This window comes from Planococcus liqunii (assembly GCF_030413595.1).
In the GTDB taxonomy this organism is placed as follows: Bacteria; Bacillota; Bacilli; order Bacillales_A; family Planococcaceae; genus Planococcus; species Planococcus liqunii.
This window is the reverse complement of the sequence record NZ_CP129238.1, coordinates 1,513,810-1,529,545: the sequence shown is the minus strand read 5'-3', so window position 1 is coordinate 1,529,545 and position 15,736 is coordinate 1,513,810. Positions and strand designations below refer to the sequence as shown.

The 15,736-nt window shown below is 49.2% G+C and carries 13 protein-coding genes and 1 other annotated feature; all 13 genes read right to left on the bottom strand.

Annotated features, from left to right (window positions below):
• Positions 1-17: 17 nt before the first annotated feature.
• Positions 18-332, bottom strand: a complete 315-nt coding sequence (locus QWY22_RS07715; RefSeq protein ID WP_300983835.1) for a DMT family transporter — start codon at positions 330-332, stop codon at positions 18-20.
• A gap of 1 nt (position 333) precedes the next feature.
• Complete coding sequence (locus QWY22_RS07710; RefSeq protein ID WP_074511325.1) at positions 334-675, bottom strand: DMT family transporter; 342 nt, start codon at positions 673-675, stop codon at positions 334-336.
• Between the two features lie 22 nt (positions 676-697).
• Positions 698-1,279: a TetR/AcrR family transcriptional regulator gene (locus tag QWY22_RS07705; protein WP_300983834.1), complete on the bottom strand. Its 582-nt coding sequence runs from the start codon at positions 1,277-1,279 to the stop codon at positions 698-700.
• Positions 1,280-1,554: 275 nt separating this feature from the next.
• Entirely contained in the window at positions 1,555-4,206 is a 2,652-nt protein-coding gene (locus QWY22_RS07700) for a valine--tRNA ligase (protein WP_300983833.1), read from the bottom strand.
• 73 nt (positions 4,207-4,279) lie between these two features.
• Positions 4,280-4,501 (bottom strand) — a binding site (T-box leader).
• A gap of 22 nt (positions 4,502-4,523) precedes the next feature.
• Positions 4,524-5,573, bottom strand: coding sequence for an AbrB family transcriptional regulator (locus QWY22_RS07695; RefSeq protein ID WP_300983832.1), 1,050 nt, complete (start codon positions 5,571-5,573; stop codon positions 4,524-4,526).
• Between the two features lie 442 nt (positions 5,574-6,015).
• Positions 6,016-7,302, bottom strand: coding sequence for a glutamate-1-semialdehyde 2,1-aminomutase (gene hemL, locus QWY22_RS07690; RefSeq protein WP_300983831.1), 1,287 nt, complete (start codon positions 7,300-7,302; stop codon positions 6,016-6,018).
• Complete coding sequence (hemB, locus tag QWY22_RS07685) at positions 7,303-8,283, bottom strand: porphobilinogen synthase (protein WP_300983830.1); 981 nt, start codon at positions 8,281-8,283, stop codon at positions 7,303-7,305.
• Positions 8,280-8,981: a uroporphyrinogen-III synthase gene (locus QWY22_RS07680; RefSeq protein WP_300983829.1), complete on the bottom strand. Its 702-nt coding sequence runs from the start codon at positions 8,979-8,981 to the stop codon at positions 8,280-8,282. The genes hemB and QWY22_RS07680 overlap by 4 nt, the downstream gene beginning before the upstream one ends.
• Positions 8,974-9,903 (bottom strand): hydroxymethylbilane synthase, encoded by a 930-nt coding sequence (gene hemC / locus QWY22_RS07675; RefSeq protein WP_300983828.1) that lies wholly within the window; start codon positions 9,901-9,903, stop codon positions 8,974-8,976. The genes QWY22_RS07680 and hemC overlap by 8 nt, the downstream gene beginning before the upstream one ends.
• 17 nt (positions 9,904-9,920) lie before the next feature.
• On the bottom strand, positions 9,921-10,751 hold the full coding sequence (gene ccsA, locus QWY22_RS07670; RefSeq protein ID WP_300983827.1) for a cytochrome c biogenesis protein CcsA: 831 nt from the start codon (positions 10,749-10,751) through the stop codon (positions 9,921-9,923).
• An 85-nt stretch (positions 10,752-10,836) separates the two neighbouring features.
• Positions 10,837-12,207, bottom strand: coding sequence for a glutamyl-tRNA reductase (gene hemA / locus QWY22_RS07665; RefSeq protein WP_300983826.1), 1,371 nt, complete (start codon positions 12,205-12,207; stop codon positions 10,837-10,839).
• A 455-nt stretch (positions 12,208-12,662) separates the two neighbouring features.
• Complete coding sequence (gene yihA / locus QWY22_RS07660; RefSeq protein WP_300983825.1) at positions 12,663-13,244, bottom strand: ribosome biogenesis GTP-binding protein YihA/YsxC; 582 nt, start codon at positions 13,242-13,244, stop codon at positions 12,663-12,665.
• The gene (gene lon, locus QWY22_RS07655) at positions 13,241-15,568 is read right to left on the bottom strand and encodes an endopeptidase La (protein ID WP_300983824.1); all 2,328 of its coding nucleotides are present in this window, start codon (positions 15,566-15,568) and stop codon (positions 13,241-13,243) included. Before lon ends, yihA begins: the two co-directional genes overlap by 4 nt.
• Between the last annotated feature and the right edge of the window lie 168 nt (positions 15,569-15,736).

The window sequence follows — 15,736 nt, the reverse complement described above, 5'->3', positions numbered from 1 at the left end:
GGACCACTTTGCATTTATTAAGAAGTCAAACGCAGCCCGACGACCGCTGCAACAATCATGGCGATAAAGGCGATGCGCTTCCAGTCTTTTGATTCGCCGTAAACAAACATGCCGAGCAGCGTGCCGCCTACCGTTCCAATGCCGGTCCAGACCGCATACGCAATGCCCATCGGCAAGGTTTCCATTGCCTGCCCAAGCAAACTGAAGCTGACGATGAATCCACCGATCAAAATCGCATAGGAGGAGAGCTTTTTGTGTTTGACGACACGGTTCATGCCGATCACGCCTACTACTTCAAACAAGCCGGCTAATATCAAGTATACCCAAGCCATATTAAATTACCTCTTCTTTCTTTTCGGGATCTGCAGTAACGAGTTTCAGTCCGAGAACGCCTGCCAGCAGCATACTGATGAAAAACACTTTTGTCCAGCTGAACGGTTCGCCGAAAACGACCATTTCCACGATGACCGTCCCGGCGGTCCCGATGCCTGTAAATACCGCATATGCTGTAGCGACCGGCACTTTTTCCAGCGCTTTTAAAAGTACGACGAATGAAATGTAAATGAGGACTGCGACGCCTACCCATTCCATCCATGAGTTCGCGTATTTCAATCCGGTCGCCCATAATATTTCAATAATGCCCGCTGCGATGACGAGTATCCAATGCAAATTCATATCTTTTCCTCCGTTACTCTGTTTAAACTTTCGATATCCCGCGCCAATAGAAATGCCAGGAAGCATCCAATCTTTTAGTCAGCCGCTCCGGTCCGCCGTACAGCATTTCCACAAAAATCCCGTCCAGTACGCCCAGGAACGCGGCCGTCGCCCGCTTTACATCGATTGATGCATCAAGCTGCCCTTCTTTTATTGCGTTTTCCAGAATTGGCTCCAGCTGTTCTTCGAGCGTATCAAGATACAGATAGACTTTTTCCATCACTTCGTCGTACAAATGCCCAGGCGGGAAAAAGGAATTGCGCAGCCAGAACTTCGTATCGGCATTTTGTTCGTAGCGGATTTTGTGGTGCACGAGAAAATCGTACAGAAATTCTTTGATTGGTTTAGTCTGGTTTTGTTCGATGAATTCCGTAATAGAAGCGAGTTCGTTTTCTACTACGTCGTTCGACACCTGAAGGAACAATTCGTCTTTCCCTTTAAAGTGGGCGTAGATCGATTGCTTTTTGATGCCGACTGCTTCGGCAATATGCGCCATCGAGGTTCCTTCGTAGCCATGTTCAGCAAAGCGGTTTAAAGCCGCTTCTTTTAATTGGTTGACTGTCATAATTCTTCCGACCACCTTCCGACCGTTCGTCAGGTATAAATATATCAAATCGGTTTTCGAATGTCAATCTTCGCGTATCGGGAAAAGTTCGATAGAAATCTTGGAAACTTCGATAGAAAATGTTAAAACTCCGATAAGAACTTCGATAACGCCGATAGAAACTTCAAAAACTTCGATAGAAATCCTAAAAACACCGGTTAACGACAACCAGCTTTGCACGCTAGAGAATCCGCACATAAAAAAACCGCTCTCCCGAAGGAAAGCGGTTCGTCAATTTACAGGTTTTTCAACTCTTCGATGCGTTTTTCGACTGTGGCGTGTTTCTCCAGGTAGTCAGCTTCTTTTTTGCGTTCTTCCGCAACTACCGCTTCCGGCGCTTTGGAAACAAAGCGTTCGTTCGACAGTTTGCCTTGAACGAGTTTCACTTCTTTTGCCCATTTCTCAAGTTCTTTATTCAAGCGTGCCAGTTCTGCGTCAATGTCGATCAAGCCTTCAAGCGGCATAAACAATTCGGCGCCTGATACAACGGCGGACATTGATTTTTCCGGTGCTTCGATGCTTTCGCCGATCGTCAAAGTTTCCGGGTTGCAGAAACGTTCGATATAGGCGGCGTTCTCTTTAAGAACCGCATGAATACCCGCGTCTTTTGCGGAAATCGTCAAGGCTACTTTCTTGCTCATCGGCGACTGAACTTCTGCGCGGATCGTACGAACAGCTGTGATGATGTCCATCAACAGCTTCATGCTCGAAGACTGGCTTTGGTCGGTCAACGACTCGTCCACTGTCGGCCAAGCAGCAACTGTAATCGATTCGCCTTCGTGCGGCAAGTTCTGCCAGATTTCTTCGGTGATGAATGGCATAAACGGATGCAACAGGCGCATCGTGTTATCGAGTACATACGCCAGAACCGAACGCGTCATTTTCTTCGCGTCTTCGTCTTCGCCGTACAATGGCAGTTTCGCCATTTCGATGTACCAGTCACAGAAATCATCCCAGATGAAGTTGTAAAGCGAGCGGCCCACTTCACCGAACTCGTAGCGTTCTGCGAGATGCGTCACTTGTTCGATGGTTTCATTCAAACGGGTTAGGATCCATGAATCAGCAACAGAGCGCTTGCCGGAAAGATCGATTTCCTCGTAAGTCATGCCGTCCATGTTCATCAACGCAAAGCGTGACGCATTCCAGATTTTATTGGCAAAGTTCCAGATGGATTCCACTTTCTCCATGGAGAAGCGCAGGTCCTGCCCTGGGCTTGAAGCGGTTGCCAGGAAGTAGCGAAGCGAATCCGCTCCGTATTCCGCAATAACGTCCATCGGGTCAACGCCGTTGCCGAGTGATTTCGACATTTTGCGTCCTTCTGCGTCGCGCACCAAGCCGTGGATCAATACGTCTTTGAACGGTTTTTCTTCCGTGAATTCAAGCGCTTGGAAAATCATGCGCGATACCCAGAAGTAAATGATGTCGTAGCCGGTAACCAAAGCATCTGTCGGGTAATAGCGTTTCAACTCATCGCTATCTTCCGGCCAGCCGAGTGTCGAGAACGGCCATAATGCGGAAGAGAACCACGTATCAAGTACGTCTTCGTCTTGCGTCCAGTTTTCCGCGTCTGCCGGCGCTTCCATTCCTACGTAAATTTCGCCGGTTTCATTATGGTACCAAGCCGGAATCTGGTGGCCCCACCACAGTTGGCGCGAAATGCACCAGTCACGGATGTTTTCCATCCAGTGCAAGTATGTTTTTTCAAAACGGTCCGGAACAAAGTTGACACCGTCTTCGCCGTGCTGCAGGTCAATCGCCTGTTTCGCCAATGGCTTCATGTCAACAAACCACTGTGTCGACAGATAAGGCTCAACCACTGCCCCACTGCGTTCCGAATGTCCAACCGAATGCAGATGCTCTTCGATTTTGAATAAAACATCCATGTCCTGCAAGTCTTTAACGATTTGCTTGCGGCATTCGAAGCGGTCGAGCCCCTCGTATTTGCCGGCATTTTCGTTCATCGTGCCGTCTTCGTGCATAACCAGTACGCGTTCCAAATTGTGGCGATTGCCGATTTCAAAGTCATTCGGGTCGTGTGCCGGGGTAATTTTCACAGCGCCGCTTCCGAATTCCATGTCTACGTAATCGTCTGCGACAATTTTCATTTCGCGGCCGATAATCGGCAATGTTACCGTTTTGCCGATCAAATGCTGGTAGCGCTCATCTTTCGGGTGAACCGCTACCGCTGTATCGCCAAGCATCGTTTCCGGACGCGTTGTCGCGATTTCAATATAGCCAGAACCGTCTGTCAGCGGGTAGCGCATATGGTAGAACGCACCTTGTACGTCTTTGTAGATAACTTCAATATCCGAAATCGCGGTTTTCGTCGCCGGATCCCAGTTGATGATGTACTTGCCGCGGTAAATCAGTTTCTTTTCGTAAAGCTTTACGAATACTTCCTTAACCGCATCCGACAAGCCGGCATCCAAGGTAAAACGTTCGCGGGAATAATCAAGTCCAAGGCCCAGTTTCGACCATTGTTCACGAATATGACCTGCATACTCATCTTTCCATTTCCACGACTCTTCTAGGAACTTCTCGCGCCCTAAATCGTAGCGGGATTTCCCTTCTTCTTTCAATTTGCCTTCTACTTTTGCCTGCGTGGCAATTCCAGCATGGTCCATTCCCGGAAGCCATAGAGCGTCAAATCCTTGCATGCGCTTCATGCGCGTCATGATGTCTTGCAGCGTTGTATCCCACGCATGGCCCAGGTGAAGTTTCCCCGTTACGTTCGGCGGCGGAATCACAATCGTGTACGGCGTTTTGCCGCTTTCGGGTTTCGCTTCAAAGAATTTGTTGTTGATCCACCACTCATAGCGGCCTTTTTCAATCGCTTGCGGATCGTACTTCGTCGGCATTTGCGGGGTTGTCGGCGTTTGTTCAGTCATTGAAATTCCTCCTTTATGTTTGTGTTGCCTTGAGAGAAGGCTTCCCGGAAAATAAAAAAAACCCCTTCGTCTGTAAAAGGACGAAGGAGTTGTTCGCGGTACCACCTTTATGCACAAGTCAAAATAAACCTGGCTCTCAAGTTCGATAACGGATTTCACATCCGGTTCCCACTACTCACGTTTCACAGGAACTGCTCCGAGGTGACATTCAAATGCTGGTTCATGAAAACCTCTCACCACTCGGTTTTCTCTCTGAAATGTACGCACATTTTACTATCCTCATCAACGCATCAAATATATACTTTCATCCATTATACTCAAGCTCCGCTTTTAGCGTCAAGTTTTTTCACAATATAGGCAACAATCGGCGATGCCACGAGCAAAATGAAAAACAGCCGGAACAATTGGAAACTTGTGATGAGCGCCACATCCCCGCCGGTCGCGAGCGCCGTAATCGCCATTTCCGCAATGCCGCCAGGTGCTGCACTCAAAAAGAAATCCAGGAAGATATAATCCGGCAGCCATCTGGCCAACAGGTAGGCAATGAATGCCGTAAAACTGATGAGCAGTACATTGTTGAGAACGATCGCTGTGCCCAGGCGCACCGTCAACTTGTCCCCAATCCCTTCCATCTGCAAGCCAAGGCTCGCCCCGATGCAAATTTGCGCAAAAGCAGTCAGCCAGTACGGAATATCAATCAAGATATCCCCTGTTACTGTCTGGACAATGGCCAGCGTCAAAATCGGCGCAAGGATTTCCGCAGCCGGGAAACCAATGCGCTTCATTCCAAAGTACAAAATGACACCGACGAGTAAGCCGACAAAAACGGCTACGGGTGCAAACGTAAATGTCTGCACGGTGAGTTCGCCTTGTTCCCTGCCGGTAAGAAACACCGTCAGAAACGGAACAATCGTCACCACCATGAAAATCCGGATGGTCTGCATCATCGTTACGACGGTGAGATTCGCCGAAGGGATGTCTTCCGCGATGACGACCATCTGCGCAAGGCCTCCGGGAATCGAACCAAGCAGGCTCGTCGCCAAGCTTTCATTGACCATTTTCTTGAATAACAGGCCGAGCGCTATCGATAAGGAAACAACCGAAATCGTCATGAACGCCATATACGGCAAGTCCAACCACATCAATAAGACTGCGTCGCGTGTAAACGACGAACCGATTTGGACGCCGAGTAGAATCAGTCCAGTCGTGCGCAGTGATTTGGGCCAAAACAATTTGAGGCTCGTAAATTGGCTGATCAGCAATATGGTGAACATCGGCCCGAGCAGCCACGGCAAGAAAATGCCGAGCGTTTCGAACAGCCAGCCGGCAAGCGCGGCAATCCCGGCTGTCCTTAAGAATATGTACATCTGCATCCCTGCCTTTCGCTTTCCGAAATACTGTTACTTTCTATCGTACAGGAAATGGTGCTTGAAATCTTGTAATTGGGAGAAAATTTTTGGGGAGCTTCAAATTCTTCTTTTATTCAAAACCGAAAAGATTAGGGATGCCGGCTTTTCGCCAGCGAAAAGCGAAAGTGCCGGTTTAGTTGCGGCAACCTCTCCTTTTCTTGCAGCAGCATCGATGGAGCAGGAGAAATTCTTAGATTTGATTGCCATGAGGTTGATATATGGATTCTACGAGCGCTTATCGACGTCCTATGATCACTCTACCTGATTCTATGGTCACTGATCAGGGTCTATGATCACTCAGCCATAGTCTATGGTCACTTACCGCGCTTCTATGATCACTCGCCCTAATTCCACAAAAAAAAGCCCAACCGCTATCAAAGCGGCCGGGCTAAATCTACTATTATCTCGCTAATTTCGCAAATACGGTATGGAAAGCTTCTACTGTTTTTGCGATATGCGCTTCGGTATGCGCTGCTGACAGGAACATGCCCTCGAACTGGGAAGGCGGCAGGAAAATGCCTTCTTCCGCCATCAAGCGGTAGTAGTCTGCAAACAGTTCCGTGTCCGATGTTTTTGCTGAATCGAAGTCGACGACGTCTTCATTCGTGAAGAAGAAGCCAATCATCGAACCGGCGCGGTTCACCGTGTGCGGAATGTTGTATTTCTCAGCTGCTGCACGGAAACCGGCTTCAAGCTGATCGCCGCGCTGGACGAAAGTTTCGTACGTTTCTTCATTTAAACGGGATAAAGTTTCATAGCCTGCAGTCATGGCTAGTGGGTTGCCGGACAGGGTGCCTGCCTGGTAAATTGATCCGCTTGGCGCCACTTGCTGCATGATTTCGCGTTTGCCGCCGAATGCGCCGACCGGAAGGCCGCCGCCGATGACTTTTCCAAGGCAGGTCATATCCGGCGTGACGCCGAAATGGCCTTGTGCACAGTTGTAGCCGACACGGAAACCGGTCATGACTTCATCAAAGATCAAGATCGTTCCGAATTCGGTCGTCAAATTGCGCAGTTCTTGAAGGAAACCTTCTTTCGGCGGCACGACGCCCATGTTGCCGGCAACCGGCTCTACAATGACAGCCGCGATATCGTCGCCGAACTCTTTGAACGCCATACGCACACTTTCCAAGTCGTTGTAAGGAACCGTGATCGTGTTTGCCGCAACCGATGCCGGAACTCCTGGGGAATCCGGCAATCCGAGCGTCGCAACGCCAGAACCTGCTTTGATCAGCAAGCTATCCGCATGGCCGTGGTAGCAGCCTTCGAATTTCAGGATTTTATTCCGGCCGGTATAGCCGCGCGCCACGCGCAATGCACTCATCGTCGCTTCCGTACCGGAAGACACCATGCGCACCATTTCAATAGAAGGAACACGTTCCATTACAAGTTTCGCAAGTTCATTTTCAAGTAAAGTCGGTGCGCCGAAACTTGTTCCGGATACAGCCACTTCCTGGATCGCTTTGACAACGTCCGGATGGGAATGGCCCAAAATCAGCGGTCCCCAAGACAAGACGTAGTCGATGTAAGTGTTGCCGTCGATGTCCGTAATCGTTGCGCCGCTGCCGGATGCCATGAAAATCGGGTCCATGTTAACGGATTTGAATGCACGGACCGGCGAATTGACTCCGCCCGGCATTAATTTTTTCGCTTCTGTGAATGCTGCAATCGAATTTTCGTATCCCATTTATTTCTCCTCCAGCCAACGTGCCGCGTCTTTTGCATGGTACGTCATCAGAATGTCTGCTCCTGCCCGTTTCATGCTAAGCAAAGTTTCAAGAACCATTTTCTTTTCATCCACCCAGCCGTTCAAAGCGGCCGCTTTGACCATCGCATATTCGCCTGATACGTTGTAGGCAACGATCGGAATATCGAAATTGTCGCGTACTTCACGGACGATGTCGAGGTAAGAAAGAGCCGGTTTTACGATCATGAAGTCTGCGCCTTCTTCGATGTCCGAGCCCGCTTCGCGAAGTGCTTCCAAGCGGTTCGCCGGGTCCATCTGATAGGTTTTGCGGTCACCGAATTGCGGTGTAGAATGCGCTGCTTCACGGAACGGTCCGTAGTAAGCAGATGCGTACTTCACGCCGTAGCTCATGATCGGTGTGTTTTCAAATCCAGCCTGGTCCAGTCCGTAGCGGATTGCCGCTACAAAGCCGTCCATCATGTTCGACGGTGCGATGATGTCTGCACCAGCTTTCGCCTGCGATACAGCTGTACGAGCCAGCAGATCAAGCGACTCATCGTTCAAGATCACGCCGTTTTCGATCACGCCGCAATGGCCATGGTCGGTGTATTGGCATAGGCACGTATCGGCAATGACAACCAATTCCGGGTGGCGCTGTTTCGCAAAACGGATGGCTTCTTGCGTGATGCCGTGGTCGTGGTAAGCTTGCGTTCCGACTGCGTCTTTTTCATTCGGCACACCGAACAAAATAACGGATGGAATTCCAAGGTCTACAACTTCGTCCAATTCTTCGCCAAGGCGGTCCAATGAAAAATGGAAAACACCCGGCATTGATGAAATTTCATGTTTAATATTTTCGCCTTCTACGACGAAAATCGGATAAATGAAATCTTCTTTGTGCAAGCTTGTCTCGCGGACCATTGAGCGGAGGTTGGCAGATCCGCGCAAGCGGCGTCCGCGGTTGAATTTCAAATCAGTCATTTGTTAAAACTTCCTTTCGCGATTTCGTTGATCACTTCGATATACGTATATTTCTTTGGAATAAAATCCACCGTTCCGCCTTGCTTCTGGATAGCGGCTTCAGTTACGTGCCCGATGGCGGCAATGCGGATTCCTGACCAGCCCCCGCCGGCTTCGCGGTATGCGGCCACAGCGGACGGACTGGCAAAAATCACGGTTACGCCTTTTAAGGCTTTTAATTTCTCGGCATTCTCTATTTTAAAGCTCGTTTCGTAAATAATCCATTCATCCACCTTCAACGGCATCGATGCAATGGTATTTTTGGCGAGCGACCCTTTGATGAAAAGACAGTCCGCGTTGCCCGCTACAGCCGGGAATTCCTGAATGAATACATCGGCACTGTAGATGCTTGGCATAAAGCTGACGGTGTAGCCATGCTGCTCCAAAACACCCGCCGTCTTTTCCCCCACTGCGGCAATCTTCGCATCCGTCTTGATGTGCAGTTGGCAAAAAGCGTCTGCACTGTTGCCGCTCGTAAAGATTAACCAGTCATAACGTTCGAAATCCGGCAGTTGCGACTGCCGGACTGAAGTTTTTATGAGCGGTAAGTAGAGGGCTTTAGCGCCCAGTTTCTCTGCATATTCAACCGCTTCCTGCGGCTCGTTGGAACCGGTGAAGACGACGGTTTCGCCTCTTAATGGAAGATTAGCTTCACACATGGTTCTCGGCTTTTACTTTTTGGATTAATTCGTAGCCGCCTTGTGCGCTGATGCGCTCGGCAACGATGCGCCCAGCTTCGATCGGGTCGCGGCTCACGGCTGTTTCTTTATACACTTCATCGGCTTCCGGAGAAGAAATGAGGCCGGTAAACGAGATTTCACCATCTGCAACTGTTGCATAGCCGGCAATCGGCACTTGGCAGCTGCCGTCCATATCGCGCAGGAATTTGCGCTCGGCATGGACCGCCAACGCTGTTTTTTCGTCGTTAACTTTTGCCAAAGCTTCCAATAGTTCCGTGTCGTCTTCGCGGCATTCGATGCCAAGGGCACCTTGGCCAATCGCCGGCAGGCAGTCTTCCACTTCAAGGAATTCCGTTACCAGGTCATCTTTCCAGCCCATGCGCTTCAAACCTGCAGCAGCAAGAAGGATGGCATCAAATTGGCCGGATTTCAGCTTTTCCAGGCGCGTGTCAATGTTTCCACGGATCCACTGGATATCCAGGTCTGGACGCATCAACAAAAGCTGCGAACTGCGGCGCAGGCTGCTTGTTCCGACAACTGCTCCTACCGGAAGGTCCATGAATTTCACGTGGTTATTTGAGATAAAAGCGTCGCGCGGGTCTTCGCGTTCCGGTACACAACCGATGACAAAGCCTTCCGGAAGCACTGACGGCATATCTTTCATGCTGTGGACAGCGAAATCAATTTCTTTATCTTGCAAAGCCTGCTCGATTTCTTTTACAAACAAACCTTTTCCGCCGACTTTGGAAAGCGTGACGTCTACTATGCGATCGCCTTTTGTGACGATTTCTTTGATTTCAAATTCAAACGGTGCTCCAGACGCTTTCAATTTATCGATAAACTGCCCCGTTTGCGTTAACGCGAGCTTGCTTCTTCTTGAACCTACAATAATTTTTCTCAAATGAATCCTACCTTTCTTTAATACCAAAAATGAAATTCAGACAACCGGCTCCCGAGGAAGAAGTTGATGAGTAAAAGCAAAAACGCATAAATGTGCGCCAATGCATAAGACATGCCGTTCAAATTGCCTTTTCGGTGGCGGTATAACACCCAGCTGTAAATAAGCAGCAGGATGAACGATCCGACGATTTTCATGTCGAGCAGCGAAAATTCCGCCAATGAGATGACGGCCCATTGCAGGCCGAGGACCAGCGACACGAACAGCAGAGAAATTCCGACAAGAATGGAAATCGTCATACCCAGTTCCGTCTGGCCGAGCGACGGCAAATTGCTCCACTGCTTCGTCCACTTTTTCTTTTTCAACAAGCGGTACAAAATGAGGTGCAGCGCCGAGAACACGAACGACAGTGAAAAAGCGACATACGACAGAATGGCGAATGTAATGTGGATAAACAACAATTCCGAAACCAGGTCCTGCCCTGCCGGCGACTTTTCAATTTGCACCGGCGCAAATGTATGGATAGTCATAAAGATAAATCCGATGATATTGATGAAAAACACCGCAAAATCAAAGCGGTAAAAAATTCGCAGCACAAGCGACAACGTCACCAGCAGCCACGCATAAAAATAGATCCCTTCAAACAAAGTCAGGATCGGGAATCGCTGCGTTTCGATGATGTACAAAACGAGGAATACGGTCTGCATAATCCATACGATGCCAAGCAAGCCCATCGCAATGCGGCTTGCTTTTTTCTCTTTATATAAGTAATCAATAAAATAAAAAACAAGGCTGACAGCATATAGAATAACCATAGCTTCATGCAGCCTTGCCATTGTTATATCAGCCATCCCATTCCCCTTCGTTTCCATAATTAAAGGCGTTCCCGCATCTACATTTTAGCATATAGATTCGAAAACGCCTCTTTCAGAAAGCTTAAAATGAATATCCGGGAGTTTCTTGTTTTTGAACGTTCTGTTCTTTATTGGTTGCCGCCTGTTTCTGCGGAGCTTTCAGTTGTTTCGCAATTTCCACTTGCACATCTTCTTCGATGCCAAAAATCTGCTGGAACAATTCAAGCTGCTCGCGTGATTTCGGTGCGCCGGCCATTTCTTTTGCCTGCAAAATCGGCTCTTTCAGCAATTGGTTGATGATCGATTTCGTATGTTTGTTCAGGATTTTCTTTTCACGGTCGGTCAAGTCCGGCATTTTGTTTTCAATGCTGGCCATCGTTTCCGCCTGTATGGTCAATGCTTTTTGGCGCAAAGCGGAAATCACCGGTACGACGCCAAGCGTTGTCAGCCAGTCGTTGAACTGCTGCGCTTCGTGGTTGACCATCGTCATGATTTCGCCAGCTGCGCGTTCCCGCTCAGCCAGGTTCGCTTCGACAATTCCTTGCATATCATCGATATCGTACAAGAACACATTCGACAATTCCGAGATGCGCGGATCCACGTCGCGCGGCACTGCGATGTCCACCATGAACAACGGCTTGCCTTTGCGAAGTTTTTCAACAAACTGCATCAATTCGTAATCGATGACGTAGTCCGTTGCACCTGTCGACGAAATCAGGATATCCGCCTCTAAAAGTGCGCATTGCAATTGGTTCATCGGCACTGCACGGCCGTTGAATTTTTGTGCCAAGTCTTCGGCTTTTTCAAACGTACGGTTGATGACCGTCACATTGTCTGCGCCGCTGCCCTGCAAGTTCTTAATGGCCAGTTCACCCATTTTGCCCGCGCCTAAAATAACGACCCGTTTGTTTTTCAACGTGCCGAAAATTTTCTTGCCCAGCTCAACAGCCGCATAAGAAACCGATACGGCATTCTCGCCGATTGCTGTTTCGGAATGCGCCCGTTTCGCCAATGTCACGGCCTGCTTGAACAATTGGTTGAAAACCGTTCCGGTCGTGCCGTTTTCCTGTCCAGCAAGGAAGCTGTTTCTCACTTGGCCAAGAATTTGGGTTTCCCCAAGCACCATTGAGTCGATGCCGGCCGTCACACGGAACAAATGCTCAACTGCTTCTTCCTGCTCGTGGACAAATAAATACTGCGAGAACGCTTCTTGGGACAGACCGAAATAATCCGCCAAGAATTGCTTCACATAATAGCGCCCCGTGTGAAGCTGATCGACCACCGCGTAGATTTCTGTCCGGTTGCAAGTAGACACGATGACATTCTCCAATATGCTTTTTTGTTCTTTTAACGCCTGCATGGCTTGTGGAAGTTCCGATTCGATGAATGAAAGCTTCTCGCGGATTTCCACCGGTGCAGAGCGATAATTCACCCCGACTACTAATGTATGCATGGGATCAAAACACCTTTCACGTTCATATTTCAATATAAGTAAGTATACCACTTTTGTACTGTTCTAAGCTTTGTAATTTGTGAACAAGCAATGAATGTATGTTTATTTATAATTATTATAATGTAAGTTTATCAAAGCGACAGACCACTAACAAGCATAACGCTCTTAGTCGAAATAGTGCGAGAACTTAGGCGCAGCGCGGGTCCGTATTGGTGCTTTTCCGGTTACGCGGCGTTGGGAGTTGAGGATGGCTTGTGAATTGGGCGAGCCGAGATGTTTATCTGCGGTGTTCTAAATTTATCTGCGGTACGCTAATATCCAGCCCCATTCAAAACCAGAAACCCTTTTAACTGCCTGCTTTTCGGCGAAAAGCGAAAGTGCCCTTTACTTGCGGCAAAGCCCCATTCTACTTTTTTCCATAAAAAAAGCGCAGCCTCAGCTGCGCTTCCTTCACGTTACATTCTTTTTTCGATTTCCGCCCAAGCGGCTTCTTTGCCAAGACCGGTTTCGGATGAAAAGACGATCAATGGATCGTTTTTGTCCATTTCGAGCGTCTGGCGAACCACTTTTTTGTGCTTCTCCCATTTGCCTTTTGGAATCTTGTCCGCTTTTGTGGCAATGATGATGCATGGAATATCAAAATGCTTCATGAAATCGTACATCGCGATATCGTCCCGGCTCGGTGCGTGGCGCAGATCGACGATTTGGATTACCGCACGCAATTCCTCACGTCCGGTAATGTAGCGCTCGATCATTTTGCCCCAAGCTTCGCGTTCCGATTTAGAGACTTTGGCATAGCCATAGCCTGGTACATCGACGTAAAATAATTTTTCTTCTATTTTATAGAAGTTCAGCGTCTGCGTCTTCCCCGGTTTTGAGGAAATGCGCGCCATGCTTTTGCGGCCGATCATTTTATTGATGAACGACGATTTCCCGACGTTCGAACGGCCCGCTAAAGCGAATTCGGGCAGGCCGTCTTCCGGATACTGATCCGGGCGGACGGCACTGATTACAAGTTCTACATTATTGACTATCATTCGTTTGCTCCTTCTAATGCGATTTCCAGCGCTTCATCCGCCAGCGAAACGAGTTTGAACGTCAATTCTTCGCGGACACTTTCTGGAATGTCTTCAATATCCCGCTCGTTGTCGATCGGCAGGATGATTGTTTTCAGTCCGGCACGGTGAGCGCTTAAAGTTTTCTCTTTCACGCCGCCAATCGGCAGAACGCGGCCACGCAAGGTGATTTCACCCGTCATGCCGACTTCGCGGTGGATCGGGCGTTTCGTCAGCGCAGATACCAGCGCCGTCGCAATCGTAATCCCCGCAGAAGGGCCGTCTTTTGGAACAGCGCCTTCCGGAACGTGTATGTGGATATCATTCGACTCGTGGAAGTTCGGGTCGATGCCCAGTGACTCGGCGCGTGCTCTGACAAACGACAGGGCCGTCTGCGCCGATTCTTTCATGACATCTCCCAGTTTCCCGGTCAACTGCAATTTGCCTTTGCCCGGTGACAGCGATACTTCGATTTGAAGCGTATCGCCGCCGACAGTTGTATACGCAAGGCCGGTAGCCACGCCGACTTGGTTGACGCTTTCTGCCATGCCGTAGCGGAATTTGCGTTTGCCGAGGTAATCCTCGATGGCATCCGCCGTTACCACCACTTGCTCTTTTTCGCCTGCCACAATCTGTTTCGTCACTTTCCGGCAAACCGAAGCGATTGTGCGCTCGAGTCCACGGACACCCGCTTCCCGCGTATAATAGCGGACCAGGTTAAGCAGTGCACTTTCTTCAAATTGCAGCTGTTCTTCAGTCAAGCCATGTTCTTTCAATTGCTTCGGCGCCAAATGGTTTTTCGCAATCATTTGTTTTTCCGCTTCTGTGTAGCCCGCAATTGTGATGACTTCCATCCGGTCGCGAAGCGGCCCTGGAATGGAACCCAGATCATTTGCAGTGGCAATGAACAGCACGTTCGATAGATCATACGTTTCTTCAATGTAATGGTCGCTGAACGAATTGTTTTGTTCCGGATCCAATACTTCAAGCATTGCCGACGATGGGTCTCCCCGGAAGTCGTTCGACATTTTATCGATTTCATCCAGCAAGAACACCGGATTGACTGTGCCTGCGCGTTTCATTCCTTGGATGATGCGTCCCGGCATCGCGCCGACATAGGTCCGGCGATGGCCGCGGATTTCTGATTCGTCACGCACCCCGCCAAGCGAAATGCGGACAAAGTTGCGGTCAAGCGATTCCGCAATCGATTTCGCAAGAGAGGTCTTCCCTACACCTGGAGGGCCGACAAGGCAAAGAATCGGTCCGCGCAAGGAATTGGTCATCTGTTGGACAGCCAAATATTCCAGCACGCGTTCTTTGACGCTTTCCAATCCATCATGGTCACGGTCGAGCACTTCTTCCGCGTATTTGATGTCGAGGCGGTCTTCTGTCGCTTCTGACCATGGAATCGTGACAAGCCATTCGATGTAATTGCGAATGATGCCGCTCTCTGCTGCTGCAGACGGCAATTTTTCGTAGCGGTCCAGTTCTTTCAAAGCCGCTTTCTCGGTTGATTCCGGCATGCCGGCGTCTTCAATGCGTTTCTTCAAATCAACGATTTCACCGGATTTGCCGTCTTTGTCGCCAAGTTCCGTTTGGATGGCCTTCATTTGTTCGCGCAAATAAAATTCTTTTTGCGTTTGTTCCATCGATTTTTTCACGCGCTGTGAAATGCGCTTTTCCAGATCGATCACTTCTTGTTCGTTGTGAAGGCGCGCAATCAGCATCTCAAGCCGCGTGTTGACGTCAAACGTCTCCAGCACTTCCTGCTTTTCGTTCACTTTCAGCGGCAAATGCGAAGCAACCATATCGGCCAGGCGGCCCGGTTCTTCGATATCGGCTACCGTGTTGTAAGTTTCGGTTGATACTTTTTTCGAAGCTTTGGCGTATTTCTCGAAATGCTCGAGCAGCATGCGCATCAAGGCATCCTGTTCCGCTGTGCGCTCCGGCTCATCCGGGAAGGAAGTGACTTCCACGACGGTGAAAGCTTCTTCTTCCTCGTAATTTTTCCATTGCCCACGCTCCAGGCCTTCCACTAAGACGCGGATTGTGCCGTTCGGCAGTTTCAGCATCTGTTTTACATACGCGAGCGTTCCGATTTTTTGCAGATCGTCTTTTTCAGGCTGCTCAATGCTCATTTCTTTTTGGGTTGCCAAAAAGACAATATTGTCTTCAAGCATTGCCTGTTCTAAAGCGGCAATCGACCGATCACGGCCGACATCAATATGAAGCACCATTGTCGGAAATACGAGAAGCCCTCGCAGCGGCAATAATGGTACACGTTTGGTTACTTTTCTCTTAGCCATTAGGGAGTTGCACCTCCGATTATTTTCGTCAAAAAAACAAGCTGACCCCGTACGCGCGGATGTGCACGATCAGAGTCAGCCCGTATCATCCTTTTTTACTCACTTTCCCCTTACACCGCACTCCCGATTGCTCGGGAGGAAGCAAGAGTCAAAGTCTGATTGGTTAAA

What these genes read in the sequence shown, in the direction of transcription:
- hemL (WP_300983831.1), bottom strand. Translation starts at nt 7,302, where the DNA reads ATGGGATACGAAAATTCGATTGCAGCATTCACAGAAGCGAAAAAATTA.
- QWY22_RS07710 (WP_074511325.1), bottom strand. Translation starts at nt 675, where the DNA reads ATGAATTTGCATTGGATACTCGTCATCGCAGCGGGCATTATTGAAATA.
- lon (WP_300983824.1), bottom strand. Translation starts at nt 15,568, where the DNA reads ATGGCTAAGAGAAAAGTAACCAAACGTGTACCATTATTGCCGCTGCGA.
- QWY22_RS07695 (WP_300983832.1), bottom strand. Translation starts at nt 5,573, where the DNA reads ATGTACATATTCTTAAGGACAGCCGGGATTGCCGCGCTTGCCGGCTGG.
- QWY22_RS07700 (WP_300983833.1), bottom strand. Translation starts at nt 4,206, where the DNA reads ATGACTGAACAAACGCCGACAACCCCGCAAATGCCGACGAAGTACGAT.
- hemB (WP_300983830.1), bottom strand. Translation starts at nt 8,283, where the DNA reads ATGACTGATTTGAAATTCAACCGCGGACGCCGCTTGCGCGGATCTGCC.
- QWY22_RS07705 (WP_300983834.1), bottom strand. Translation starts at nt 1,279, where the DNA reads ATGACAGTCAACCAATTAAAAGAAGCGGCTTTAAACCGCTTTGCTGAA.
- QWY22_RS07680 (WP_300983829.1), bottom strand. Translation starts at nt 8,981, where the DNA reads ATGTGTGAAGCTAATCTTCCATTAAGAGGCGAAACCGTCGTCTTCACC.
- QWY22_RS07715 (WP_300983835.1), bottom strand. Translation starts at nt 332, where the DNA reads ATGGCTTGGGTATACTTGATATTAGCCGGCTTGTTTGAAGTAGTAGGC.
- ccsA (WP_300983827.1), bottom strand. Translation starts at nt 10,751, where the DNA reads ATGGCTGATATAACAATGGCAAGGCTGCATGAAGCTATGGTTATTCTA.
- hemA (WP_300983826.1), bottom strand. Translation starts at nt 12,207, where the DNA reads ATGCATACATTAGTAGTCGGGGTGAATTATCGCTCTGCACCGGTGGAA.
- yihA (WP_300983825.1), bottom strand. Translation starts at nt 13,244, where the DNA reads ATGATAGTCAATAATGTAGAACTTGTAATCAGTGCCGTCCGCCCGGAT.